Raw genomic sequence first — 24,232 nt, forward strand, 5'->3', positions numbered from 1 at the left:
CCCGGGCCGGTGCAAACCCATGCCCGACGGTCGGTGGGCGGTGCTCAGGGACAACTTCGGCGTCGACCTCACCTGCGGCATCAGGCCCGCATGGGGCCGGAGGTCCGTTTTGGATCTGTTGACGTCATACGAGCGCCTGCGAGTCATCGGCCGTGTCGTCCCGGGCACGATCGGGACCTCAGCGTCGCTTCGGACCCTGTCGGCGATGGCGTATTGATCGGGGAAGCGGTCGCTGTAGCAAGATAGCCCGTTGTGGGTTTGCCGGCCGCTGCCGTCTTGTTGAGAAGGACGTGGTTTCCGCGTGTTGCGGCCTTCGTCTTCCTCTCGGATAGCCGTTGATTCCCTCGGGGCGGCGACGAATTCTCAGTGTAATGACGGCGGCTGACCTGCGGAGTCCATCTGCGGCCGGTCTTCCTCGCGTGCGGCCAGTACCGTAATCAACACGACGATGGCCACCGCCCAGCCGAGCGTTACCGGTCCTGTACCCCAGCCCAATCCGCCGCGGTGCACCGGTACGCCCATCCAGTCCGCGAACGATGCGCCCAACGGGCGGGTGATCACGTAGGCGGTCCAGAACGCCGCGACCGCGTTCCAGCCCCGCCACCGGTGCCCCAGCGCGGGGACGCCGATCGCTACCGTGAACACGACCCCCGAGACCAGATATCCCCAGTGCATCGAGGTGGCGGTCAGGTCTCCGGCGGCGGTGCCCAACGCGAAGGTGATCAGCACGGTGGCCCAGTAGAACAGCTCTCGTCGCGGTGTGGTGATCGTGTGGATGGACAATGTCCGTTCGACGCGGTACCAGAGAGCGAACACGGCTGCCAGCGCCACGGCGAACGTCACGGTGGAGACCGCGTAGGGCACGCCCAACCCGACGTGCAGCACATCGGCGGCCATCGTGCCGAACACGCTGACCATCACGACGGCCAGCCAGTAAGCCCACGCGAGGTACCGCCGCACGGCGAACTGAATCACCAACGCGACCAGCAGGCCAACGCCACCCAACCCGACCGCTGCCACCGGGTCGACATGGTGGGCCAGGAAGTCCGACGCTGTCTCTCCCATTCCCGTGGTCAGTACCTTGATGACCCAGAACAAGAGGGTGACCTCGGGAACCTTGCTGCGCACCAGCTGAGTGACAGCGGCCGCGGACGGTGGGCGGCGTTGGCTGATCGTCATGGCCGCGACTCTGGCACGCCGGGCCGCCGGCCCCGGCGTGTCGCCACGAGCGTCGTCTTCAGCGAATTCTTATCTTGCATCTGCTTGAGCACACCGCGACAGCGGATGCACCTGATCGGCTGCGCGACATTCCAGGACTGACACGGTCGCCGTGGCCCCGGGGGCGCGGGCGGAGGGCCGCTGACTGTTGCGCTGGCCGCGGCCATGGTCCGGACGGCGGGCAGAGTGAAACACTCAGAGTAGCGACGTGGCTGCCGATTGACACGTTCGTGCCTCGTCTCGCCTCCGGCTTGCTCCTCGCCGCGACCGCCTTGGCCAGCCTGAGCGGCTGCGCGATGACGGCCGCGACAACGACAGGTGCGGCCGCGCCGCCCGCTCCGGTGGTCACGGCGCCGCCGTTGCCACTCAGGGCGATCACGGCCGGCGTGCCCAAGCCACGCACAGCGCCGCCCGCGCTCGCCACCACCGGGACCGCCTGGCCGAAGGTGCTCACCTCGCTGAGCGCGTACGGGCAATGGCTGCTGGCCAACCCCAACCCGGCACTCGTCGGCAACGTGGCCACCCCGGGATGCCCGGTCGCCCAACTCCTGGCCCAGCAGGTGCAGTCGCTGATCACGGAGAACGCGTACGTGACGCCCGCCCCGCCGGTGTTCTCCGTGGTGACCGCGCCGACCCCGGCGTATGGCCATGAAGTCCTCATGGTCACCGCCGCGCGCCCGGCTGAGCCGGTGGTCAGCAGCGCCAACAGCAAGGTCACGATCGGCGCGTACGACGCGGTCCCCTCGGCGCTCTTCGAGGTGACCCTCGACAAGGGCGCCGACGGGAAATGGCGGTACTGCACGATCGAGAACCAACCCGAGGAGACCGTCGCCGCCGTACCGCTGATCTGACTCATCGCGGCAGCGTCGGCGTGCGCTGGGCACGCACCGCGGCCAGTCCGCGGGCATCGAGGCCGAGCAGCCGGCGGATGGTCGGCCCCGACCCGGGTGGTCGCGACGGATCTGTTCGCCGTACGCCCGGCCGAGGCGCCGGCGGCCGCGACGGGGACCGGCACATGATGGTCGGCGTCGGTGTCACCGCCATGGTGCGTAATCTGCGACCTTCGCCGGTGACGACCAAGCCGGATTGCGATCGTTCACCGCCCGGGAACTGCTCCGTGCCGTCCATGCGGCAGCCGACGCCGACGGCCATTCTGGAGGGTGGCGCCCCGGGCTGCCGCGGCCCGGGGCGCCTCGGGCCTATCGGTTCCCGTTGAGCACCGAGATCGGCAGTGGGGTGGCAACCGGTGGCCGCGCCTGCTGTGCCGTGGGCGCCCGTAGCGAGGCGGCGCCAGGGTCAGTGGGCAACGGCGTGGTGAACGGTTGATCCCTGCCCTCACACAGGGTGCCCTTGGCGGGCAGGGTGTCCTTGAGCAGGTAGGCGTCGATCGCGTTGGTGGCGCAGTCGGACGTGCCGTACGACGTGTGACCCCAGTTGGTGTTCGACAGCAGCTGGCTGTTCGGCAGGCGCTTGGCGGCGGACACAGCGTCGTCGTAGTTGGTTGCGGGGTCCCACTTGGTGCCGACCACGAGCACCGGCGCGCCGGTCCGTGTTGTCCACGGCCCGGCGTACGCATCTTCATCGCGTACGGTCCACGTCTTGCGGGCGCAGGGTGCGCTCGACCAACCCCATGCCCGGCCGAAATAGGGTGCACGCTTGTCGGCCTTGGCCATCAGCGCCGGCCACTGGCTTGCATCAGCCGGATGAAGCGCGTCCGTGCAGAGCACCCCGGAGAACGCCTCGGCGTCGTTGGCGTAGGGGAAGTCGCGGGCAGCCTTCCCGCGCATGTCGCGAATTCGTTTGATCAGCTGGGTCTTTGCCGTCGCGGCGGCGGCCGGGGACGGCGGGTACAGCAGATCCCATACCTGCTGCGAGACCTGACTGACGCCGTCACCGGCGTCCGTGCCGTACAGGGAGCCGAGAACGCCGCCGATGAAGTCTGCGTACGTAATGGTGTAGGTGCCGGACTCGTCCTTGATCACCAGCGGCTTCTTGCGCAGCGCGTCCGCGATCTTGGCGAACCTGGCGACCGGGTCGCCGTCGGAGAACACGCAGTACGCCGGGCCGGCCTTGTCGCAGCGCTGCAGAATCTCCTGAAGTGCGCGGTAGGCGCCGTCGGCGGAGCGCAGTCGCTCGTCCTGCTCCTGGTTCGCGGTCTTCTTGGTGCCGACCCAGTGCTCCGGGTCGAGCACGCCGTCCACCACGATCGCCCGGAAGCGGTCGGGGAACATGTTGGCGTAGTACTGACCGATCGCGGTGCCGTAGCTGAAGCCGAGGTACGTCAGCTTCTTGTCGCCGACGGCACGACGCAGCACCTCCATGTCCCGGACCACCTCGGCGGTCGACATCGCGCCGGTCAGCGGCTTTCCGGTACTCGAGCACGCCTTGCCGAACTTCTTGGCGGCATTGACGTACCTGGTCTCCTCCGCTTTGCCCCACGGGAAGGCGACGTTCATGTCCTGCAGCACCGCGGTCTGGTCCTTGACCGAATTCCAGCATCTGACGTTCGTGCTGGCGGCGATCCCGCGCGGGTCGAACCCGACGATGTCGAACCGCTGCAGCAGCGAGCCGGACAGAAAATCCGGGGCGGCGCGGGCGATGTCGGTGCCGGAGCCGCCCGGCCCGCCGGGGTTGAGGAACAGGCTGCCGATCTTGTGTTTCTGGTCCTTGGCCTTGATCCGCAGGATCGCGATCTCGGTGGTGGCGCCCTTGGGGTTGTCGTAGTCGAGCGGGAGCCGGGTGGTGGCGCATTCGGCCGTGTCGTAGCACTTGTACCAGCCGAGCTTCGGCGTCTTCACCGAGTCCACGCGCTTGCGTTCGAGGGCGCTGGTGGTTGCGGAGGCAGGGCTTCCCGCGGCGGCTGCCGGTCCGACAGCCAAGCCGCTCAGCAGCAGCCCGGCCGCCCCCGCGATCAGAGTGCGTCTGGCGAGAGGTGGCATCGCTGTCCCCTTCCATCGACGGTGCGGCGACGTTGCCGCAGGGAACGCATCGTAGGATATCGATGCAAGGCCGACGTACTGCGTGGATGCACTGTGGAGAGAGCCGCCGCCCCCCCCGTTTACGACAGCAGCGGGGAGTCTCGGTGCGGCGCCGGTGCCAGCAGGAGGTCGGCCAGGCCGGCGGCGGTGAACGCGGCCCGGACGTCGGCGATGCCTTCGGTGAAATGCGCCCAGCTGTCGACGTGGACGGGGACCACGGTCGAGGCGCCGAGCATGCGGGCCGCGGCGACCATGCCGGCGGCATCGAGGGTCAGGTTCGCGTCACCGAGCAAGGGGGTACGCGCGGCGCCGCCGAACAGCAGCGCGACGTCGATGGCCGGGAACCGGGCGGCGATCTCCTCGACGACCCGGAGGGAGGCGTTGTCGCCGCTGACGTAGACGGTCGGCAGATGGTCGCCCTGCACGACGAACCCCGTGACCGGCCCGGTGAAGTGTTCGGTGTCGTCGGGGCCGTGCTGGGCGGGGACGGCCGTGACCCGCAGGTCGCCGGCACCGCGCGGCCGGCGCAGATCGATGTGCGACCAGGCCGCCAGGGCACGGGCCGGTGGGCCCAGACGGTCGGCGGCGGTGGGGGTGCTCAGCACCAGCGGGACCGTGGCGCAGTACTCGCGCCCGGCGTTGTCCAGGTTGTCCGGGTGCTGGTCATGTGAGAGCAGCACGACGTCGACCCGTCCGGCATCGGCGGGTGTACCGGCGGCCGCGGCCGTCTTGGTCAGCGTGCGGGTGCCCATCCGGTAGTCGCCCGGGGCGTCGAACGTGGGGTCGGTCATGAAGGTGAGGCCGCCGAGGGAGAACGTCGCGGTCGGACCGCCGAAGCGGCGGATCTGCAGGGTCATGGCGGCAAGTCTGCGGCCGGCCGTGACCTCCCGGCAGTGGCTTGAAAGCCATCGTCCGATACATTCGAGCCATGACCCGGAGTGCGACCACCGTGGGTGTTCTCGTCGGCGACGGCGCCCCGATGCTGGAGGTCGCCGTAGCGCCCCGGGTGTTCGGCATCGACCAGGCCGGCCGCGGTGGCCCCCGCTTCGACGTACGGGTGGCGGGCGAGTACTCCCGCCCGCTCGGCACCACCGCCGGCATCTCGATCGGCGCGCCGCACCCCCTCGACGCGCTCGACGAGGCGGGGCTGCTCATCGTTCCCGGCTGGCGCCCCCCGACCGGACCACCGGTCGGTGCCGACGTCCTCGACCTGCTCCGCAACGCCCACCGCGACGGCGCCACCGTGGTCGGACTGTGCCTCGGCGCGTTCGTGCTCGCCGAGGCCGGCCTGCTCGACGGGCGACGGGCCACCACACACTGGCACTACCTCGCCGAGTTCGCCGACCGGTTTCCCGCGGTCGAGGTTGTCGACGACGCGCTCTACGTCGACGAGGGCACCGTCGTGACGAGCGCGGGTAGCGCCGCCGGTCTCGACGCCTGCCTGCACCTGCTCCGCCGCGACCACGGACCGGACGCGGCGAACGCCGCCGCCCGCGCGCTCGTCGTCGCACCCCAGCGGCCCGGCGGTCAGGCACAGTTCGTCGAACGGCCGGTGCCGCAGTTCCACACCGGAGACGCCGTCGCCGACGCGATGCGGCACGCCGTCGAACACCTCGACGACCCGGCGTTGGACGTCGCCGGGCTCGCCGCCGTCGCACGCCTGAGCCGCCGTACCTTCGACCGGCGCTTCCGGGAGACCACCGGCTGCTCGCCGCTGCAATGGCTGCTCCACCAGCGGGTGCTGCACGCGCAGCACATTCTTTCCACGACCGACCTCGACATCGACGCCGTCGCGCGGGCCAGTGGCTTCACCGACGGCGTGGCGATGCGCCCCCACTTTCGACGGATCGTTGGTGTACCACCACAGTCCTACCGGGTCAGCTTCCGTACGGAATGACTGTCGCTTGCGCCGCGGCGGTCGGTCTTCAGAGTTCCCGGCGGGCGGTATAGTCCCGTGTGGCTTGGGACTGGATCACGCCGGTGGGCAGCGCGGTGGTGGCCATCGCCGGACTGGGTTTCGGGTGGGCAACCAGCGTGCGCAGCCAGCGGCAGGCCGCCGAGTTGGCCAAGGAGGGCAACCGGCACGCACGGTCGCTCGCCGAGCTCGCCGCGACGCACGCCGCCAGTCTCGAGGGCGTACGCCACGAGCAGCTCGTCGGCGATCGCCGGGACCAGCGGCAGGAACAGTCGTACCTGGAGATCGCCACCACGGTGATCCGGCTCAGCGCCACCGTCTCGGACGCCGGAGAGACGGTGCCCGACGAGCTGGTGCGAGCGCGGGTGCTCGTGGGGCTGTTCGCTCAGGCCGAGGTGCAGGCGGCGTTCGGCAGCTGGCTGGACAGGTTCGACAAACTGCGGTTCGCGCTCGGCCGGCAGGCCGGCACCACCGACGAGGAACCGGCCAGCACCCGCGACCTGCACAGCAAGCGCGACCTGTGGCGGCGCCAGGCGAACGACGCCCGGCTGCGCGAGGTCGACGCCCGGGAGCGGCTGATCGCCGCGCTGGCCGCCGGTCTCGACCGGCCTACCAGGTGAGCGGCACCGCACGGAACCGGCGGGCCCGGACCCCACAGGCTCGGATCGTGCGTGAGCCACTGTCGCTGGCCGCCGAGGTGATGACGCACGATGTGGTTTCCCGGCGGCCGTGCCCGGCTGGGGCTCGGTGCTGGACACACGCACGCCGGCGTCTGCTGGCAGGCGAGTGGGTCACCATCGGCACGCCGCATCTGAGGCTGCGGGACACGGCCCTGCAGCACCCATGTCCACCTGGGTGGTAAGGGCGCCTCGGTGCCCGCGGCCACCCCGCCGCGGGGTGGTGAGGCGGTGCCTCGGTGCCCGCGGCCACCCCGCCGCCAACCATCGAAGGGGGCGGGCTGGTGGGGGTCAGCGGTTGAGGTAGGCGGCCAGGCCGCCGAGTTGTGCGCTGGCGATGAACACCGAGCGCACGTTGATGATGGCCTCCTCGACGTGGGCGGGGCAGCCCCAGGCTGAGTCGCCCCACGAATCGGCGACCTTGATCTCGGCCGGTGCGGTGCACCCGCGGGCTCCGCCGAGCTGGCACCGTTCGGGGTGCGGCGTCGCGACCTGCGCGGCGGCGGCGGCGCGCATCTCTGCGGCGAGTTCCGCGGCGGCGGCGGCGCGTTGCTCGGCCTCGGCGCGGAGCTGCTGCTCGGCGTGGACCGCCTTGGCCAGCTCGTCGTGGGCAGCCTCGGCGTCTGCCTCGGCGGCCAGCCTCGCCTGCTCGTTGTAGTGACGTTCGATGGCCAGCGCCGCGGTGCTGGTGAAGACCCGGGCGAGGGCGAGGTCGGTGTCCCGCGGGACGCGCGGGGTGCGGTGGTACATGGCGAAGGTGCCCAGCAGGGCGCCGTCGCGGGCCAGGATCGGCGTGGACCAGCAGGCGGCCAGCCCGGCCTGTTCGGCCAGCTGGCGAAACTCGTCCCAGAACGGGTCGGTGGTGATGTCCGTGACGATCACCGGTTGGCGCCGGTGCGCGGCGGTGCCGCAGGAACCGACGCCTTCACCGGTGGCGATCCCGTCGATGGCCTGGTTGTAAGAGTCGGGCAGGCTCGGGGCGGCGCCGTGCCGCAGGTGCCGGCCGTCGGGATCGGCGAGCAGCACGGAGACGAGCACCTCGTGCGGTGCCAGCTTCTCGATGCAGCGGGCCATGCCGTCGAGCACCTCGCTCAGCGGTGCCTGCCGAGCGATCTGCTCCAGCAACGCACGGTGCTCGGCCATCAGCCGCTGGGCATGCTTGACCTGGGTAATCTCCACCCCAACGATCCGGACTCCGCTCACCTCGCCGCCGACATCGCGGCGCGGCTCGCAGGTGAGGTCGAAGAACGACTCGCCTGAGTGCGGGCTCGCGCCCTGCACCACCGGGACGTCTCGGACGGTGCAAGGCTCACCCGTGCGGTAAACCTCGTCCAGTACGGCGATGACGCCCTGTCCGGCCAGCTCGGGCATCAACGTCGCGAGCGGGACACCGGTCTGTGCCCGTCCCTCACCGATAACGGAGAAGAACGCCGGATTCGCCGTCTCTACCACGTGCGACGGCCCCGCCAGCGCCGCAAAGACAGCGCTGGACTGCCCGAACAACGCCCGCAGATCCTGCTCCGCCGGCGGGACAACCGCCGCCGGCCGCTGACCCGATACCGCCGCCATGATGGGGGCCGCCTCTCCTGCCGATAGGTGCAACGGTCGGTGACTCACCCGGAGCCCGGCCACGGTAACCGCTGTAGCGATCTTCCTCAACTCGACGGCGGCTCGGCCAATACGGGCCACCCACTACGCTGAATTCATCTGCATGGCCATCATGAGCCTCGCCCACCGACGCCTGACGGCGCCGGTGGGCGATGCGCTGGAAAACCCGCCGAACGCCTTCGAGATGACCGTCGAGGGCCGCCTCGACCCGACCATCGTCCAACCGCTGTTGCACCGTCCGTGTGACGGGCCCGCTCGATCCGACCGAGAGCGAGGTATGGATCCGGTTGCGGCGCGGAAGGCGCGCTTGGCGCGCCGGAGCAGCGTGGGTGGACCTAGCGGTTCATATAGGTATTCATTTCTTCCACCAATGCGTTCACTGCCGTGACGGACTGCTGAAGCTCTTGCTGGAATGCCGCGAGCTGGCGCTGGAAGTAGGCGAGCACCTCGTTGTAGGTGGTCTGGCTGACGCCCTGCAGTTGAGCCAGATCATCGTTGTCGAGGTATCCGAGGACCTGCTGGTGAAGATCATGTGGAAGCTTCTCCAGCGGTGAATTGCCAGGCTGCATGGTGAGGGAACCTTCCCACGGATTGCTGATGGCCGTCTCCGGAACGGATGATCACCAGCGTTGATCGGGACAGCCCGGCCCGACAGCCCGGGTGGTCGACCTGAGGGGCGGTAATCGTTGCCCGAAGGGGCGAGCGCCTCAGGTTCCGTCTGCTGCTCTGGTACGGGGTCGGGGAGGCGCCCACGAGGCCGGCTGGCGGTGACGCTGTGTCGCGACGTTCCGTTGACAGTGAACCTTGTCCGTGCCAGTAGAGGACCGTCGGCCCGAGGACCGGGCTGCCGCGTTTGGAAACCCGGGACCGCGGAGTGATCCTCGGTGCGGCAAGGTGGGGCTATGACGCATGACAGCGAAGTGGACTCCCGGGTCGCCGACGAACCGATCCGTCTTTCGCCCTATGACCCGGCCTGGCCGACTGGATTTGAGCGGGAGGCCGAGATCCTGACCGAGGTGCTCGGGTCTCATGTCGCGGGCGGAGTGCACCATGTCGGCAGCACGGCCGTCCCGGGCCTGACGGCCAAGCCGATCATCGACATCATGGTCGGTGTCGTTGACCTCGACTCGTCGCGTCCGTGTATCGATCTGCTGGCGGGGCTGAGCTACTGCTATGCGCCTTATCGGCAGGATGTCATGCACTGGTTCTGCAAGCCGACCCCGCAGCGTCGTACGCACCATCTGCATTTGGTGCCGACCGGTTCTCAACGGTTCACCGATGTGCTGGCGTTTCGTGACTATCTGCGGGCTCATCCCGACGCTGTCCGGCGGTATGAGCAGCTGAAACTGCAACTGGCTGTCCGCCACGTCCATGATCGCGATGCCTATACCGACGGTAAGAGTGCGCTGGTCGCGTCGATTACGGCCGACGCGCGTCGATGGCTCGCGCGGCGTGGGTGAGCGGCATCGCCGCCGCCGCAAACGTGGGCGAGCTGTTTGGTGTGTCTGTTTGATTGGACCCTCAATGGACAAGATCACCTCTTGTGGGCGCCCGTCCCGACCAGCGCGGCAGTCGCCCCACACAGGGTGTCCGGTGAGCGGGGGCTTCCGTTACGCTCGGCCGGTGGCCGCCGTGCTGATCGGGTGCACCAGCTGCTCGACCGACAAGCAGCACGCCGCCGGTGAGCACACCGTGGCCGAGCTGGCGGAGCTGTCCGAGGTGTCGCGCTCGAGCGTCTACCGGGTGCGGGAACGCGCCGCCGCAGCCGGGGCCACGGCATGAGCCTCGCCGGCGATCGGGATGGCGCCGGGTGGTTCCTGCGGCGCATCGCGGTGGACGCCGACGCGGCCGCCGCCGACGGGGTGAACACCGGCGGATACCCGTTCGCCCTGCCGATCGTGGCCGGGCTGGTGGCCGCCGGCGGGCTCGACCTCGGCCCGGGAGTGACGTTCCTGATCGGAGACAACGGGTCGGGCAAGTCGACGCTGGTGGAGGCGGTCGCGGTGGCGGCCGGGTTCAACCCGGAGGGCGGCAGCCGCAGCTTCCGGTTCGAGACCCGGGCCAGCGAGTCAGCGTTGGGCCGGTATCTGACGGTGGCCCGGCAGGCGGGACGCCGGGAGCGGTCGTCGTTCTTCTTCCGGGCCGAGTCGTTCTACAACGTGGCCACCGAGATCGAGGAGCTGGAGCGGGTGAAGCCCGGCCTGCTGCGCGCGTACGGGGGCCGGTCGCTGCACGAGCGTTCGCACGGCGAGTCATTTCTGGATCTGATCACGCACCGGTTCACCCCGGGCGGGCTGTATCTGCTGGACGAGCCGGAGGCGGCGCTGTCCCCGCGGGGCGCCCTGGCCGCCCTGGCTCGGCTGCACGACCTGGTCCGGGCCGGCTCGCAGATGCTCATCGCTACGCACTCGCCGATCCTGCTGGCCCTGCCCGGTGCCCGCATCGTGCAGGTCACCGGCGACGGCACCCTGGAGCGGGTCGAGTACGACGACGCCGATCTGGTGCAGGTCACCCGGGACTTCCTCACCGCACCGCAGCGATCGCTGCGGCACCTGCTCGACGAGTGAGCGTGCGTGTCGGCGTTTCGCACCGGCCGCCCGCCACGATCCCGCACTCAGGGGAAGTCGCGCGCTCCACCACCTGCACCTTCTCGGTGTCCACCAGGGGCATGGCCGAGGAGCCCGACGACCTGACACCCGCCGAGCGGCAGCGGGCATGAATGGCCCGGTCGCGGAGATTCCCGCCGAGGCACGGCAGGCGGAGCTGCGTACCGTACGCGAGATCGCCGTGGCCCGGCGCTGCAGCCCCGCGTGACCGGCCCGTCATTCGCGCCGCGCCGCGGCGCGGGACCGTGACGGGTGGAGTGACAGGGCTCTACCGGGAGGGTTCGAGCTGTACGGCGGTCCTGATCAGGCTGGCCAGGGCTGGTGAGCGGCTGTGGGTGGGCCAGGCGATGTGTGTGACGACGGGAGGCGCGTCGGTCAGCGGGATGGCGGCGTGTTCGGACCACAGCCAGGCGCGCGCGGATTCCGGCACGATTCCGACGGTACGGCCCAGGGCGACCAGTTGGGCCAGCTGCGTCTGGTCGTGGATCTCGGGGCCCGGGCCGGGCGGGTAGATGCCGTGTCTGGGCCAGCGTGCTGGTGGGAGGTCGGGGAGGTCGCTGATGTCGGCCATGGACAGGGTTGCCCGTGTGGCGAGGGGATGTCCGGCGGGCAGGACGGCGAGCTGACCCTCGGTCATGAGTTCCTCGCTGTCGAACCCGGCGAGGGAGTTGAACGGCACGTGCATGAGCGCGACGTCGGCGCTGCCGTCGCGCAGCCGTGCCTCCTGGTCGCTCATTCGGCACTGCAGGACCTCGACTTCGGCCGCGCCGGGCTGGACGGCGTAGGCGTCGAGGAGCTTCTGGAGCAGTCCGTGAACGGCGGCGGTCTTCACCGCCAGCACGAGACGGTTACGCGCACCGCGCGGGTTGTCGGCTCCGCCGGCGCGGCGGGTGCGGCGGGCGGCGGCGGTGGCCGCGTCGAGTGTCGCGCGGCCCTCGGACAGCAGCACGCGGCCGGCGTCTGTCAGCGCGACGCCACGGCGGTTGCGTTCCAGGAGGCAGACGCCGAGGCGCCGTTCGAGCTGCTGGATCGCGCGCGATAGGGGCGGCTGGGCCATGCCGAGGCGTTGGGCGGCCCGGCCGAAGTGCAGCTCCTCGGCGACGGCTACGAAGTACCTCAGCTCGCGGGTCTCCAAGGTCTCCACGGCCACAGCGTACGCGAGTCATACCCAGCGGGTATGACAGCGAACCCGATCGGTGTTGGCCGGCGGGTCCACCGGGGAGCGAGCCTGGACACCATGATCGAAACGAAGATCGCGCTGGTCACCGGCGCGAACCAGGGAATCGGCTACGCGATCGGCACCGGGCTCGGAGCCCTCGGATACCGCGTGGCCGTGGGAGCGCGGGACGCGGTCCGGCGTGACACCGCCGTCGAGAAGCTGCGCGCCGCCGGTGTCGACGCGTTCGGTGTACCGCTGGACGTCACCGGCGACCAGAGTGTCACCGGCGCGGCGGAACTGATCGAGCGGCAGGCCGGCCGGCTGGACGTACTCGTCAACAACGCCGGCATCTCCGGACAGCTGGGTGCGGACTGGGTGCAGGACCCGACCACGCTCGACCTCGACCTGGTCCGCAGGGTCGTGGAGACGAACGTCGTCGGCGTGATCCGGGTGACCAACGCGATGCTGCCGCTGCTGCGGCGCTCATCCTCACCGCGCATTGTCAACATCTCCAGCAGTGTCGGCTCCGTGACCCTGCAAGCCGATCCGGAGGTCGAGGTCGGTCCGGTCATGGCGGCCTACGCGCCGTCGAAGTCGTTTCTCAACGCCGTGACCGTCCAATACGCCCGACAGTTCGCCGGGACGAACATCCTGATCAACGCCACCTGCCCGGGCCTGGTCGCGACCGCCTTCACCGGCTTCCACGGCCCCCGCACCCCCGCGCAGGGCGCGGCCACAGCGATCCGGCTCGCCACCCTGCCCAATGACGGCCCGTCCGGCGCCTTCTTCGACGACGAAGGCGTCGTCCCCTGGTAAGGGACGATCCCTGGCCGCACGTCGGGGCGGGCAGGTTCGGCACTTGAGTCTTGGCAGACCTTCTTCTACCGAGGACTCCGCGCCCGTCCAACACCGTCCGCTCTCAACGGTTCGGTCCGGGGCGACCCATTTCCGGACCCAGCGCGGGCATTGACACTTCGTATCAGAGCTGGCCGGACCGCCGGGCGCGATCCTGCGTCGCATTCGACGGGCCGGCCCGATCAGCGTGGGAACGGACCCAGAGGTGACCTGTCGCCCACGGACCACTTGTGACCGAACGGGTCCGTGAAGCCACCTTGACGGTGCGTCCCCCAGGGCACGTGGTGATCCTCGATTCCCGCTCCGGCGATCGCGCCCGCGGCCACGGCACGCTCGATGAAGGTGTCGGGATCATCGCCGAACACCTCGATGCGGGTGCTCGTGACCCCCGCCCGGCCCGGACTGGTCTCTGTGGGGTTCTCGGGATTGACCTCGTGGAGGAAGAAGGCCGCGCCACTGATCTCAAGGCCCGCCACGCCACCAAGGTTCCACAGCTCTGTCGCGCCGAGCGCAGCCTTGTACCAGGCGACCGCAGCGTCGGCATCCGGGACGATCAGCATCACAGAGATCACTGATGGCGAAGCGGGCACCGTGTCGCCGGGCTGCACGGAACGATCTCTCAGCCCCTCAGTCATACCCACAGCATGCCCGATGTCATGAGCAGCGTCTGCCCAGTCCGGCCCACGAACAGACTCCACCAGCCGAGCGGCCGCTTGCGCCACGTGGCGTTCGGTGGAACTTCGTGAAGCCACAGCCACCGTTTGGTGACCCCGTCGATGACACGTATCAGGTGGCCTCGCGGTCGCGGTAGGCGCGCTGAAGGCGCTCCCGGGGAGTTCCGGTGACCACGCGGTTGCGGCCCTGGTGTTTGGCGGCGTACAGGTTGCGGTCGGCGTCGGCGAGCGCGCTGGACTGGGCCGGTGGCGAGGTCTCGTCGGCTGCTGCGATGCCGATGCTGACGGTGACCGACCGGTCGTGGGGGAGGCCGTCGCGGACCTGCTCGGCGATCGCCTGCCGGATGGCGTCGAGCTCGGCGGCCGCCTCGGTGACGGGGGTCCCCGGCAGCACGGCCAGGAACTCCTCGCCGCCGAGCCGGGCGACGAACCCGTCCGGCGAGACCTCGGCCAGGGCCGCCTCCAGCAGCTTTGCGACCTGGACAAGCACCTGGTCGCCGGTGTCGTGGGAGAACTCGTCGTTGATCCGCTTGAAGTGGTCGATGTCGACCAGCGCCACGCTCAACCCGGGATCCGCGGCGATCATGGCGGACAGTTCCTCGTCGACGTAACGGCGGTTACGCAGGCCCGTCAGCGGGTCGCGCAGGGCTTGCTCGCGGAAGCGCCCGGCCTCCTTGCGCGCCTCGGCGGTCTCGAAGATGACAAGCCGGCTCTGCGCCTCGGCGTCCCGCTCCTGCGAGTGCAGACGCTCCCGGGCGGCGACGAACTCCTTCTGCGCGGTGAACGCGGCCGCGTAGTCGCCGCGCGCCGCGTGCAGCTCGGCCTGCTCCCGGTGCACCTGAACCAGCAGCCCGTTCAGCCCGCTCTCGCCGCATCGCGCGCGGCAGGCGTCCAGGCTCTGCTGCGCCGCCGCCGTGTCACCGAGTCCCCGCTGCGCCCGGGCAAGCGTGAGCAGGAAGTACGCCAGGTCGTCCGCGTCGTCGACCTCTCCAGCCTCATGCCGGGCGATGCACCTGCCCACTGTCTGTGCGGCCTGGCTGTACTCGCCGTTCGCGACCTGAATGTCGGCCAGCGTGTGCAGGGCCGCCAGGTCCAGCTCGATGCCGTGGACCTCCGCATACTGCACCATGCGGCCGGCGACCTGCTGCGCGCGGGGGAAGTCACCGGCCTCGTGTTCGACGAAGGCCCAGTTGTTGAGCAGGATGATCAGCCGTTCCCACTGCTGTGCAGCCCGCGACAGGTCCTCGGCCTGCCGGTAGCGCAGCCGCGCTGCGTCCATCGCGCCGGTCAGCGCCAGCGCGTCGGCAAGCTTGGTGCGGTGCTTGATCTGCGTGTACGGGGTAGCGGTCTCGTCGAGCAGCTCCACCGCGCTCAGCGCGTGCTCCAGGGACTTGGCCGCGTCACCGGCCATCCGTTCGATGACCGAGCTGATGAGGTGGGTGCGGGCCTGCAGCAGGCGGTCGTCGTGCTGCTGGGCCCACGTCCGGATGTCATCGAGCTGCCGGGCGATTCCACCGAGTCTGCCGGTCGATAGCGCCAGGGTGGTCCGGCACAGCCGGGCCCGCATGAGCAGGCTCTCGTCGGCCAGGACCGTGGCGCGCTGCTCGAGGCGGGTTGCGGTGGCGTAACCGGCCTCGGCGTCGCCGACGACCTGTTCTTCCAGCTTCAGCAGGGCGGCCGACAGCTCCCGGGCGCCCATCGCACGATCGTCGCTCACCACACCCGGCCTCCACGCTCTCCGATCGGCCGTCCTCGACCCTAGACCCTGATCAGTAAGGGTTCGGGTGGTCCGCGAGTGTCGGGCAAGTCGGCGGGTCACCTGGAACCCGCCCGGAAAGCCCGGCTCGATGACAATCCGTGGACCGCGTGTCCTTGGCAAGGCCGTTGTTGACCGACTACGCGCTCAACGGCAGGTCAGGACGCCACGCCGTCGGTTTACCGCCCCTTTCCACCACGACCGCCAGCGGTGACACCGCCGAATCTCAGCGGTCCGTCCGGGAACTCGCCACCCCTGGCCGACCAGCTCCGCGCCCTCCTCACCCGATTTCACTACTGGAACCGGCGATCGAGGTCCCTGCTGCCGTCGGCCCCTCGATTCGGGGCCAGGTGCTCCGCCCGGAGGCATGCCTCCGGGGAAAGGTCTGAGGAAAAGCGGCCAGCTCGAGAGGGATGGCAGGCGAGCGCTCAGGACCGGCGGCATCGGGTCGAAGATGCTCTCGGGGGCAGATTGTGATCTGGTACAGGCAAGGTTCGGAGGCGGACGTGGCCGACAGGGCGGACGAGGCGTTGCTGCCGGTGCCGGTGTCGCCGTACGGGACGCTCGACGCCCTGGCCGAACAGGTGCACCTGATGGCGCTGAGCGGCCGGGTGCACGAGACGCTGGACGCGCTGACCGTCTTCGAGCCCCTGGCCCGCGCCTTCGGCGACCGGCAGACCAGCGGCTTCCTGCTCCAGGGGCGCATGTTTCTCTACATGCACCTGGGTCACTTCCCGGAGGCGATCGCCGTCGGGGAGCAGCTGCTGCACCATCACGAATCCACGGGCTCGGTGGTCGCTGTCGCGAAGACCCTGGCAGACGTGGCCGACCTCTACCTTCGTTCCGGCCGGGTCACCGAGGCGATGGGCCACCTCGCCCGGGCCGGACTGCTGCTGGAACAGACCGCGGTCCGCAACGACCGCTACGTCGCGGCGCTGAGCTCGATGATCCGAGCCGCCAACAGCGCGGAACTCTACGAGACCGCACACGCCACGTACCAGCAGCTCTCGCTCTTCTGGGCGCCGGAGGACCGAGCCGACCCGACCGCCAACCACGACCTCGTCTACGCCGACTCGCTGATGCAATGGGGGCTGCGGCTCGATCAACTCGGCGACCACGCCGAAGCCCGTGCCCGGCTACGGATCGCCGCTGCGATCTTCCAACGCTGGGGCGGGCGATACGCCGGACGTGACGTGGCACGGCCACCCGCCGCACTGCACGCGCTGGCGCTGGCCAAGCTCGGCGAGCTGGACCGGGCGCAACGGATCGCCGCCGACGTCGTGCTCGCGCTACGCGCCAGCGGCGACACGCACGCGGCGTGGCCGGCCCACCTGGCGCTCGGGATCGTGCATCGGGCCCGGGGCGAGGTGACTGCCGCACGCCGGGAAATCGTGGCGGCCTCCGAGGTCATCCGAGCCAGCGGCTCGGCCAGCGAACAGCTCGTCGTGGACTTCGAACTCGCACGCCTCGCGGAACAATCCGCCGGCGACCGGGACGGCCGGGATCTCCGCAACCTGATCGACCGGCAGGCGCGGCAACTGTGGCAGCAGCGCCTGCAACGTGTCGCCATGCTGCGCCAGGCCCGCCAGCGGGAGGAACAGGAACAGGCGCGGCGCACGGCCGAAGCGGCAATGCTGCACGACCCGCTGACCGGGCTCGGCAACCGCCGCCGCTTCGATCAGCTGCTCGCCGACCTCGACGCCGACCGGACGCCGGTGCCGATCGTGTTGCTCTTCATCGACGTGGACAAGTTCAAGGCCATCAACGACAGGTACTCGCACGGCGCCGGGGACCGGGTGCTGCAGGAGATCGCCGCAACCCTGACCGCCAATTGCCGCGCCGAGGACGTCGCGATCCGCTACGCCGGGGACGAGTTCGTCGTGTTCCTGCGCACCGACCCGGCCGGCGCCGCACACGTCGCGGAACGGATCCGGGCCACCGTCGCCGCCGCCGTCTTCGACGACATCGCGCCCGGCCTGCGGGTCAGCATCAGTGTCGGGCTCGCCGCACATCACCCCGGCATGCCCGCCCACGAACTCGTGGACGCCGCCGACGCCAACCTCTACCGGGCCAAACGCGCCGGCCGCGACCAGATCGCCGCCTGACCCTCGGGCCCCCGACACGCAACGGTCGTGCGGGCATGATGTGGGGCGACGCCGACGCACTGTACTGGCTGATCCGCCGTGTCGTCGGCAACTACCGCAGGGCCGCCCGGGCGCCGACGTTAGGTGTTTTCCCGGGTGCTGCGCGACGGCCGTATGCGGAATCGTCTCTCGCGTCAACGCGGTGCCGCTGCAGCCGGGCGCCGGGACTCAAGAGGGGAACTCGTTCGATGCGTATCCGAATGGCTGGCCTGCTGGCCGGTCTTGCCACTGCGCTTGCCGCCACCGTCGGCGTCGGCGCTCCCGCCACGGCGGCGCCGGCGGCTCACATCGCGGACGCCAAAATCGCGGCCGACGAAAAGATCACGATCAACTTCCGCAACGAAGGCTGGTACTACGCGTACGCGGACGTGTGGGCGTACGACGCGAACGGCAACGAGATCGACCATGACTGGAGCGGCACCTACGGGCATGGGGCCGGCCACAAGCTCCAGATCAGGGCCAACGCCGCGCACGTGAAAATGCTGGTTCGCTACGACCCGACGGCCGAAACCATCAAGGAACAGTGGATCGATGACTGGATGAACTACGGGCAGAAGTACTGCTCGAAGTCATCGGAGCTCCCGACGATCTACGTCGGCGGAACGTACCACCACGCGGACACGTACGACATCCACTGCAAGAAGCAGTAACACTCGGACGGAGCTTCCGCCATCGAACGGTGTGCGGAGCATGGGCCCGGGTAGCCGCAATCGGGCTACCCGGGCCCGTTCCGTTCACGCCGCCGCGGACGCCGTTACGGCCGATCAGTGCCCGGGGTACAAACAGGACTACGGTGTGGCGACACCCACCACCGCGAACTTCCCCGGCATCCAGGCGAACGCCAGCTACAACGACGCCCGCACGATCGAACAGTTCGACGACACGCTGCGTCGGACGCCGCAGCCCGCCCTTCACAGCGGGACAATCCTTCGGTTCAAGAAGGCGGAGCCCGCTGCGGCCGGGGTACCGCGGCCCACCGATGGCTACTGACTGTCATCGAAACGGACGTCCAGCCCTCTCCTGCCCTGACCCGGGTGGACGTCCGCCTCAGCTGTCCGGTTCCCTTCCACCAGCAAGCCAGGCAGCCCGTGCCAGCCGGTTGCCGGCGGCAGTTGCACGACGAACGGCTCCTGACGCTGCGTGAGCCCCCCCTCCCATCGGCACAGGCCGATGCGAGGCGGTACTACGATCAGCCACCGTCAGGCGCAGGGCCGAGTCCGCGCGATGCACCCTGGTCATGGAGGAATCGTGCGTGCAGCGGGGGCCGGCCTTGCCGGCCGGGACCGCGAGCTCGAGCTGTTCAGGCGGGAGCTGAACGAGCCGGCCGGCCGGATCCTGGAGATCGGCGGAGATCCGGGCATGGGCAAGACCCGATTGCTGGCCGAACTCGGGAAGCTGGCCGACCGAGCCGGCTGGCGAGTCCTGGCCGGGCGAGCCACCCAGCGGCAGCGCGACATCCCGCATGCGGTGCTGGCGGACCTGGTCGGCGGACGAGCCCGGACAACGGCCTCCCTGCGCGGGGTGCTCACCGAAGTGTGTCGCGCCTCCCGAACGGTCCTGCTCCTCGACGACTTCCATTGGGCCGATGCCTCGTCGGCGGGCGTCCTGCGGGACATGTTCGCCGAGGCGGGGCTCCCACTGGTGGTTGCCGTGGCCTACCGCCCCCGGCAGATGCGCGGACGCGTACCTCTCGACGGAGCCGGCATCGATCTGGGGCCCCTCGCACCCGCCGACGCGGATGAACTCCTGGGTCCGATCGCAGATCCCTGGCGGCGCCGCCTGCTCGTGGAGGCGAGCGGTGGCGTGCCCGCGTACCTGATGGCGCTGGCCCACAGCGCAGCGACATCCGACGCGCTGACACATCCCGGCGACTACGAGATCGGGGCGGTGGGCGGTCCGCTGGTTGCTGAAATCGGCGCGCTCGACGGCGAGACGCTGGTCGTGGCGCAGTCGGCGGCGCTGATCGGGGATCCTTTCGAGGCAGCGCCGGTGGCGGCGGTGGCTGAGCTGGGGCTGGAGACGACCGAGAGGTGCCTGCGGGATCTGGCGGAGCGGGACCTGATTCGACCTGCGGGTGCCGGCCATGCGTTCCGGCATCCGGTCGTGCGGGGCACCGCGCACGGCATGGCGGGGGCCGGCTGGCGTCTGGCGGCGCATGGCCGCGCAGCCGACTTTCTCCGTACGCGCGCTGCGCCGGCGGCGGTTCTGGCACGCCACGTCGCCGTGGCCGGGCGGCAGGGGGACCGGGACGCGTTCGACGTCCTCACCGAAGCCGCAATCATGACGTCGCGGGCTCGGCCTGCGTTGGCCGTGCGGTGGTGGAGCGCGGCGGCGACCCTGTCGACGAACGACGATGCCCGGACGCATGCGCTGTGTGCGCAGGCCGACGCCCTCACCGCGATCGGCGAGTTCGGCGACGCCCATGGTCTCGTCCAGGGTTTGCTGCGGTCCCTGCCCACGGGCAGCCCGGAACGGACGCGCGCGATTCGGTTGGCGGCCTTCCTGGACGAGGCGTCGGGGCGGCCGCGGGAGGCCGCGGCGATGCTCGCCGCAGAGCTGCATCAACGTCCCGGAACGGATCCGGAGGTACGGCGCCTGGCGGTCGACCGAGCCCTGATCACCCTTCTGCACGGGGGCGCCGTCGACCCACAGGAAGCCGAGGGCGAGCTGGGCGAACTCATCGTCCAAACCCTGCACGCCGCGCACGGTGTGAATGTCATCGCCGCGCGCACCTGTCTGCGCCGGGTCGACGGCGCATTGGCGGGCCTCGCCGACCCGGATCTCACGGATCGGATCGAGCTGCTGTGGCACGCCGGCCGGGCGGCGTTCGTCCTGGAGCGGGACGACGACGCCATCCGGTACGCGCGGCGTGGCCTGACGGTGAGCGCGCAGAGCGGTCGGTCGTACGTGCTGCCGCAGTTGCTGTTGACTGTCGCCGCGGCACATGTTCGGCTGGGCCGTCCGGTCGAAGCCCTGGACGCCCTCCGAGCGGTGCACGATCAGCTGCCCGTCATCGCTCGCGCAGACGTGCCGGGCATCGCGGGCGCTCTGCGTGCCTTCGTCGAGCTGGGCCGGGGCAACGCCAGGGGCGCGCGGCGGTATGCCGAGGCAGCCGTTGCCGCGACGCGGTCGACGGTCCTGGAATGGGCGTGCCTGCCCGAGACCGCCCTGGCTGCGGTTCGGCTGGCGACCGGCGACGCACTCGGCTGCTTGCGGGTACTGGACGAGAGGGCCGGGACGGTCGGCTCCGCTGAGCTGTGTGCGCTGGCGAGTGAGGCGGCCGCAGCCCTGGGCCAGGGTGACCGGGCGCGCGGCTGGGCCCGCGAGGCGGGACGGATCGCCGACGCCTGCGCACTGACCGGAGCGCGCAGCTACGCGCACCTGGCGTACGCGCACGTAGCGCGGGCAGCCGGCGACACGGCCGCCACTGCCGCCGAGGCGCACGCGGCCGCAGCCGGATTCGCCGCCCTGGGCTGGCGAGCCGCCTCCGACCGGGCACGCACCCTCGCGGGGAGTACGGGCACAGCCGTCGAACCGACCCCGGGCGGGCCCGGCCTGTCGCGGCGGGAACGGGAGATCGAAGAGTTGGTGGCGCGCGGACTGTCCAACAGGCAGATCGCGGAGGTGCTGTTTCTGAGCATCCGGACGGTCGAGGCGCACGTCGCCCGGATCCTGCAGAAGACCGGGCTGCGGTCCCGTGCGGCGATCGCCGGGCGGCTCGCCGACGCGACGAGAGGGAGATGAGTGAAGAGCACGTTTGCCGGGCGGCAGTCGGAATTGGCGCGCCTCGAAGCGCTCATGCAGCAGGGCGCGGGCCTTGTCGAGGTCACCGGTGAGCCCGGAGCGGGCAAGTCCCGGCTCCTCGAGGAGTTGAGCGGCAGAGCTTCCGGGCGCAACTGGACTGTCGTGTCGGGACGGGCCGCCGAATTCGACGACGACGTGCCCTTCGGCATCTTCGCTACGGCTCTGGCGCCGGCCCTCGCCCACCTGGTGCATCCGGATGCGGCGGCGTCGGCGCCCGCGCAGAGACAGGGTCCGACGCATCTGGACGCCGCGCAGCGCGCCCTGCTCGGGGCGGCCTTCTCTCCAGCGGGGGTGGCGGATCCGGCATCTGATGCAGGCATCGACCGATACGAGCTCTATCGGGCCGTCCGTGCGGCGCTGGACGTGCTCGCGGCGGACGGTGGACTCATGTTCACCGTCGACGACCTGCACTGGGCGGATGCCGGTTCCATCGATCTACTCGACTACCTGGTCCGTAACCCGCCGGCCAACCCGGTTCTGTTCGCCGTGGCGTTGCGCCACCGCCAGGCGACCGGCCGGATCTGGGAAGTGCTCGAACGCGCCGAGGCCTCCTTCCCGCTCGGGCCGCTGACCCGCGAGGAAGCGGACGAGCTGTTCGAGCCCGATGTCGTCGAGCCGGTGCGCCACCAGGTGTACGCCGCCAGCGGAGGTAACCCGTTCTACCTGGAGACGCTGATCCGGGCCGGAGGAACCCGTACCGGCGAAATCGGTCCGCTGCTCGATCTGTCGATGACCGACGGGGCGCTGCGCCCGGTCGTGGAGGCGGTGTCGGGGGAGTTGGCGGCGCTGTCGCCCGGGGCGCTCCGGGTGGGCCGGGCGGCCGCGGTGGCCGGCGACCGTTTCGACCCGGAGGTGGTCAGTGCCGTCGCGTCGATACCGGTCGACGAGGCTCTGGCCGGACTCGATGAACTGGCTGCGCGTGACCTCGTGCGGCCGGAGGCGCTCGCACGCACCTTCCGGTTCCGGCACCCGCTGGTACGCAACGCCGTGTACCACCAGTCCGGCTCCGGCTGGCGGCGCGTCGCGCACGAACGAGCAGTGCGGCATCTGGAGAAATGCGGTGCCCAGCCCGCGCTGCGGGCGCACCACCTGGAACGTGCGGCGAAGCCGGGTGACCACGCCGCGGTGGCGACCCTCACCGAAGCGGCGCGGACGGCTGCACTGACCGTACCCGTGTTGGCGGCCCACTGGTTCGGCGTCGCGGCCGACCTGCTGCCGGCGGCCGACGGGCGCCGCCAGGAGTTGATTCTGGCCAGGGCCCGCGCGCTCGGGGCGAGCGGTCGTTTCGCCGACAGCCGTGACCTGCTGCTCACGTTGCTGGCCGGTGTCGCACCGGATGCACCACTGCATGCTGAGGCGGCGAGATTCTGCGCGACCATGGAACGCCTGCTCGGGCGCCACGAGGAGTCGGTCGCGCTGCTGCATGCCTGCCTGCAGCGACTGTCCGATCAGGACGGACAGTCGGCCAAGGCGCTCAAGTTCGAGCTCGCCATCGGCTCGGCGCAGGCGGGGCGGCTGCTGGAGGCGCTGGAGTGGATCGGTCAGGTGCTCGGGGAGGGTTCCGATCGACCGGCTGCTGACCTGGAGACGGCAGGAGCGCTCGGCCTGCTGGCCGTCGGCAACACGTATGGCGGAGACTTCGAGCAGGCGCGCAGCTGCATCGAGCAGGCCATGGCCATCCTGGACGGCGTGCCGGATTCGGATCTGGCCCAGCACCTGTACGTCGTGGAGATCGCATGGGCCGAGATCGGGCTGCACCGTCACGGCGACGCGCGTCGGCACTTCGGACGCGGGGTCGCGAGCGCCCGCCGTACCGGGCAGTATCACCTGCTGGCGCCGCTGCTGTACGGCCTGTGCACCGCCGAGAACTGGCTCGGCGATCTGACCGCCGCGCGGCAGCACGCCGAGGCCGGGATCGAGGTGGCGCGTGCCCTGTCCGAACGCACCCAGTACTCCGCGGTCCTGGGTGCGCTGGCCGAGATCGCGTTCCTGCAGGGTCGGCTGGATGAGGCTGAGCATCTCGCCCGGCAGACACTTGAGGCGTTGCCGCAGGAGCGTCAGCTGTGGAGCGGCCATGCCGATGCGACACTGGCCCGCGTCCAGCTCGCGACAGGGGATCCGCAGGGTGCCATCGACCGCGTGCTGGAAGCCGGTGACGGCCCCGACCTGTCCGCCTACGCACTCGGCATGCGGCCGTACGGCTACGACCTGCTCGCCATGGCGGAACTCGCCCTCGGCCGGGTCGACGCGGCGTGGGGCTGGGCCGAGCGGGCGGCAGCCGTCGCACCGGTCTTCGGCGCGGACGTCATCCATCGGCTGATCCGGGCGCGAATCCTCACCGCCACCGGCGAGTGTCAGCAGGCCGCGGGCGAGGCGCGCCGGGTGGCTGAGGTGTATCGAGCGGCCGGGATGCGCCTGGCCGAAGGAGACGCCCGGCACGTGCTGGGCGCGGCTCTGGCCGCCGACGGCAAGCGTGCGCTTGCCCAGGAGGAGCTGCGGCGCGCCAAGGAATTGTTCGCAGCCGCCGGCGCCCGGCTCATGCACGCCAAGGTGGTGGCCGAACAGCGGCGGATCGGTGCCGGAAAGTCCCGACCCCGTGGCGGGCTCCGCCACGACGTGCTGACCGAACGGGAGACCGAGGTGGCTCACCTCGTCGCGGCCGGCTACTCGAACGCCCAGATTGGCGCGCAGCTCGGGCTCAGTGTCAGGACCGTCGAGACGTACCTGTCCAAGGTGTTCACCAAGCTGAACGTGGGGTCCCGCAGCGGCCTGGCCCATCGGCTCAACTCGGGCCGGGCCGGCAAGCTGCCGCAAGAGTAGCGACGCCGTGGTCGGGCG

21 protein-coding genes are annotated in these 24,232 nt (G+C 70.4%); 13 read left to right on the forward strand and 8 right to left on the reverse strand.

What is annotated here, in order from left to right; genetic code table 11:
• Positions 1-363: 363 nt before the first annotated feature.
• Positions 364-1,128, reverse strand: a complete 765-nt coding sequence (locus ACMCNN_RS10745; RefSeq protein ID WP_412746027.1) for a hypothetical protein — start codon at positions 1,126-1,128, stop codon at positions 364-366.
• 476 nt (positions 1,129-1,604) lie between these two features.
• On the opposite strand from ACMCNN_RS10745, the gene ACMCNN_RS10750 reads away from it, so the two are divergent.
• A complete protein-coding gene (locus ACMCNN_RS10750) occupies positions 1,605-2,069 on the forward strand; it encodes a hypothetical protein (RefSeq protein ID WP_412746028.1) in 465 nt (154 codons plus the stop codon).
• 348 nt (positions 2,070-2,417) lie between these two features.
• On the opposite strand, the gene ACMCNN_RS10755 is transcribed toward ACMCNN_RS10750, so the two are convergent.
• Both ACMCNN_RS10755 and ACMCNN_RS10760 read right to left on the reverse strand, forming a co-directional pair.
• On the reverse strand, positions 2,418-4,157 hold the full coding sequence (locus ACMCNN_RS10755; protein WP_412746029.1) for an alpha/beta hydrolase: 1,740 nt from the start codon (positions 4,155-4,157) through the stop codon (positions 2,418-2,420).
• A gap of 119 nt (positions 4,158-4,276) precedes the next feature.
• The gene (locus ACMCNN_RS10760) at positions 4,277-5,053 is read right to left on the reverse strand and encodes an MBL fold metallo-hydrolase (RefSeq protein ID WP_412746030.1); all 777 of its coding nucleotides are present in this window, start codon (positions 5,051-5,053) and stop codon (positions 4,277-4,279) included.
• Positions 5,054-5,124: 71 nt separating this feature from the next.
• Between ACMCNN_RS10760 and ACMCNN_RS10765 the strand changes: the two genes are divergently transcribed.
• Both ACMCNN_RS10765 and ACMCNN_RS10770 read left to right on the forward strand, forming a co-directional pair.
• Positions 5,125-6,093 (forward strand): GlxA family transcriptional regulator, encoded by a 969-nt coding sequence (locus ACMCNN_RS10765; RefSeq protein ID WP_412746031.1) that lies wholly within the window; start codon positions 5,125-5,127, stop codon positions 6,091-6,093.
• A 59-nt stretch (positions 6,094-6,152) separates the two neighbouring features.
• Positions 6,153-6,731: a hypothetical protein gene (locus ACMCNN_RS10770; protein WP_412746032.1), complete on the forward strand. Its 579-nt coding sequence runs from the start codon at positions 6,153-6,155 to the stop codon at positions 6,729-6,731.
• Positions 6,732-7,079: 348 nt separating this feature from the next.
• Here the strand turns inward: ACMCNN_RS10770 and ACMCNN_RS10775 are convergent, their stop codons facing one another.
• Positions 7,080-8,357, reverse strand: a complete 1,278-nt coding sequence (locus ACMCNN_RS10775) for a GAF domain-containing protein (RefSeq protein ID WP_412746033.1) — start codon at positions 8,355-8,357, stop codon at positions 7,080-7,082.
• Positions 8,358-8,731: 374 nt separating this feature from the next.
• The gene (locus ACMCNN_RS10780) at positions 8,732-8,965 is read right to left on the reverse strand and encodes a hypothetical protein (RefSeq protein ID WP_412746034.1); all 234 of its coding nucleotides are present in this window, start codon (positions 8,963-8,965) and stop codon (positions 8,732-8,734) included.
• Between the two features lie 333 nt (positions 8,966-9,298).
• On the opposite strand from ACMCNN_RS10780, the gene ACMCNN_RS10785 reads away from it, so the two are divergent.
• From ACMCNN_RS10785 to ACMCNN_RS10800, 4 genes are all read left to right on the forward strand, one after another.
• Positions 9,299-9,856, forward strand: coding sequence for a GrpB family protein (locus ACMCNN_RS10785; RefSeq protein ID WP_412746035.1), 558 nt, complete (start codon positions 9,299-9,301; stop codon positions 9,854-9,856).
• 163 nt (positions 9,857-10,019) lie between these two features.
• The gene (locus ACMCNN_RS10790) at positions 10,020-10,178 is read left to right on the forward strand and encodes a hypothetical protein (protein ID WP_412746036.1); all 159 of its coding nucleotides are present in this window, start codon (positions 10,020-10,022) and stop codon (positions 10,176-10,178) included.
• Positions 10,175-10,963: an AAA family ATPase gene (locus ACMCNN_RS10795; RefSeq protein ID WP_412746037.1), complete on the forward strand. Its 789-nt coding sequence runs from the start codon at positions 10,175-10,177 to the stop codon at positions 10,961-10,963. Before ACMCNN_RS10790 ends, ACMCNN_RS10795 begins: the two co-directional genes overlap by 4 nt.
• A 2-nt stretch (positions 10,964-10,965) precedes the next feature.
• On the forward strand, positions 10,966-11,115 hold the full coding sequence (locus tag ACMCNN_RS10800; protein WP_412746038.1) for a hypothetical protein: 150 nt from the start codon (positions 10,966-10,968) through the stop codon (positions 11,113-11,115).
• Between the two features lie 155 nt (positions 11,116-11,270).
• On the opposite strand, the gene ACMCNN_RS10805 is transcribed toward ACMCNN_RS10800, so the two are convergent.
• The gene (locus tag ACMCNN_RS10805) at positions 11,271-12,137 is read right to left on the reverse strand and encodes a LysR family transcriptional regulator (protein ID WP_412747133.1); all 867 of its coding nucleotides are present in this window, start codon (positions 12,135-12,137) and stop codon (positions 11,271-11,273) included.
• 102 nt (positions 12,138-12,239) lie between these two features.
• Here ACMCNN_RS10805 and ACMCNN_RS10810 point away from each other — a divergent pair, with 102 nt between their 5' ends.
• Positions 12,240-12,977, forward strand: coding sequence for an SDR family oxidoreductase (locus ACMCNN_RS10810; RefSeq protein WP_412746039.1), 738 nt, complete (start codon positions 12,240-12,242; stop codon positions 12,975-12,977).
• A gap of 221 nt (positions 12,978-13,198) precedes the next feature.
• On the opposite strand, the gene ACMCNN_RS10815 is transcribed toward ACMCNN_RS10810, so the two are convergent.
• Positions 13,199-13,576, reverse strand: a complete 378-nt coding sequence (locus ACMCNN_RS10815) for a VOC family protein (RefSeq protein ID WP_412746040.1) — start codon at positions 13,574-13,576, stop codon at positions 13,199-13,201.
• 226 nt (positions 13,577-13,802) lie between these two features.
• Complete coding sequence (locus tag ACMCNN_RS10820) at positions 13,803-15,407, reverse strand: diguanylate cyclase (protein WP_412746041.1); 1,605 nt, start codon at positions 15,405-15,407, stop codon at positions 13,803-13,805.
• 545 nt (positions 15,408-15,952) lie between these two features.
• Between ACMCNN_RS10820 and ACMCNN_RS10825 the strand changes: the two genes are divergently transcribed.
• From ACMCNN_RS10825 to ACMCNN_RS10845, 5 genes are all read left to right on the forward strand, one after another.
• Positions 15,953-17,551 (forward strand): GGDEF domain-containing protein, encoded by a 1,599-nt coding sequence (locus ACMCNN_RS10825; protein WP_412746042.1) that lies wholly within the window; start codon positions 15,953-15,955, stop codon positions 17,549-17,551.
• 239 nt (positions 17,552-17,790) lie between these two features.
• Entirely contained in the window at positions 17,791-18,240 is a 450-nt protein-coding gene (locus ACMCNN_RS10830; RefSeq protein WP_412746043.1) for a hypothetical protein, read from the forward strand.
• A gap of 145 nt (positions 18,241-18,385) precedes the next feature.
• On the forward strand, positions 18,386-18,580 hold the full coding sequence (locus ACMCNN_RS10835) for a hypothetical protein (protein ID WP_412746044.1): 195 nt from the start codon (positions 18,386-18,388) through the stop codon (positions 18,578-18,580).
• 258 nt (positions 18,581-18,838) lie between these two features.
• Positions 18,839-21,334, forward strand: coding sequence for a LuxR C-terminal-related transcriptional regulator (locus tag ACMCNN_RS10840; RefSeq protein WP_412746045.1), 2,496 nt, complete (start codon positions 18,839-18,841; stop codon positions 21,332-21,334).
• Complete coding sequence (locus ACMCNN_RS10845; protein ID WP_412746046.1) at positions 21,335-24,214, forward strand: helix-turn-helix transcriptional regulator; 2,880 nt, start codon at positions 21,335-21,337, stop codon at positions 24,212-24,214.
• Positions 24,215-24,232: the final 18 nt, after the last annotated feature.

The organism is Krasilnikovia sp. MM14-A1004 (assembly GCF_047159485.1).
Classification (GTDB): domain Bacteria; phylum Actinomycetota; class Actinomycetes; order Mycobacteriales; family Micromonosporaceae; genus Actinoplanes.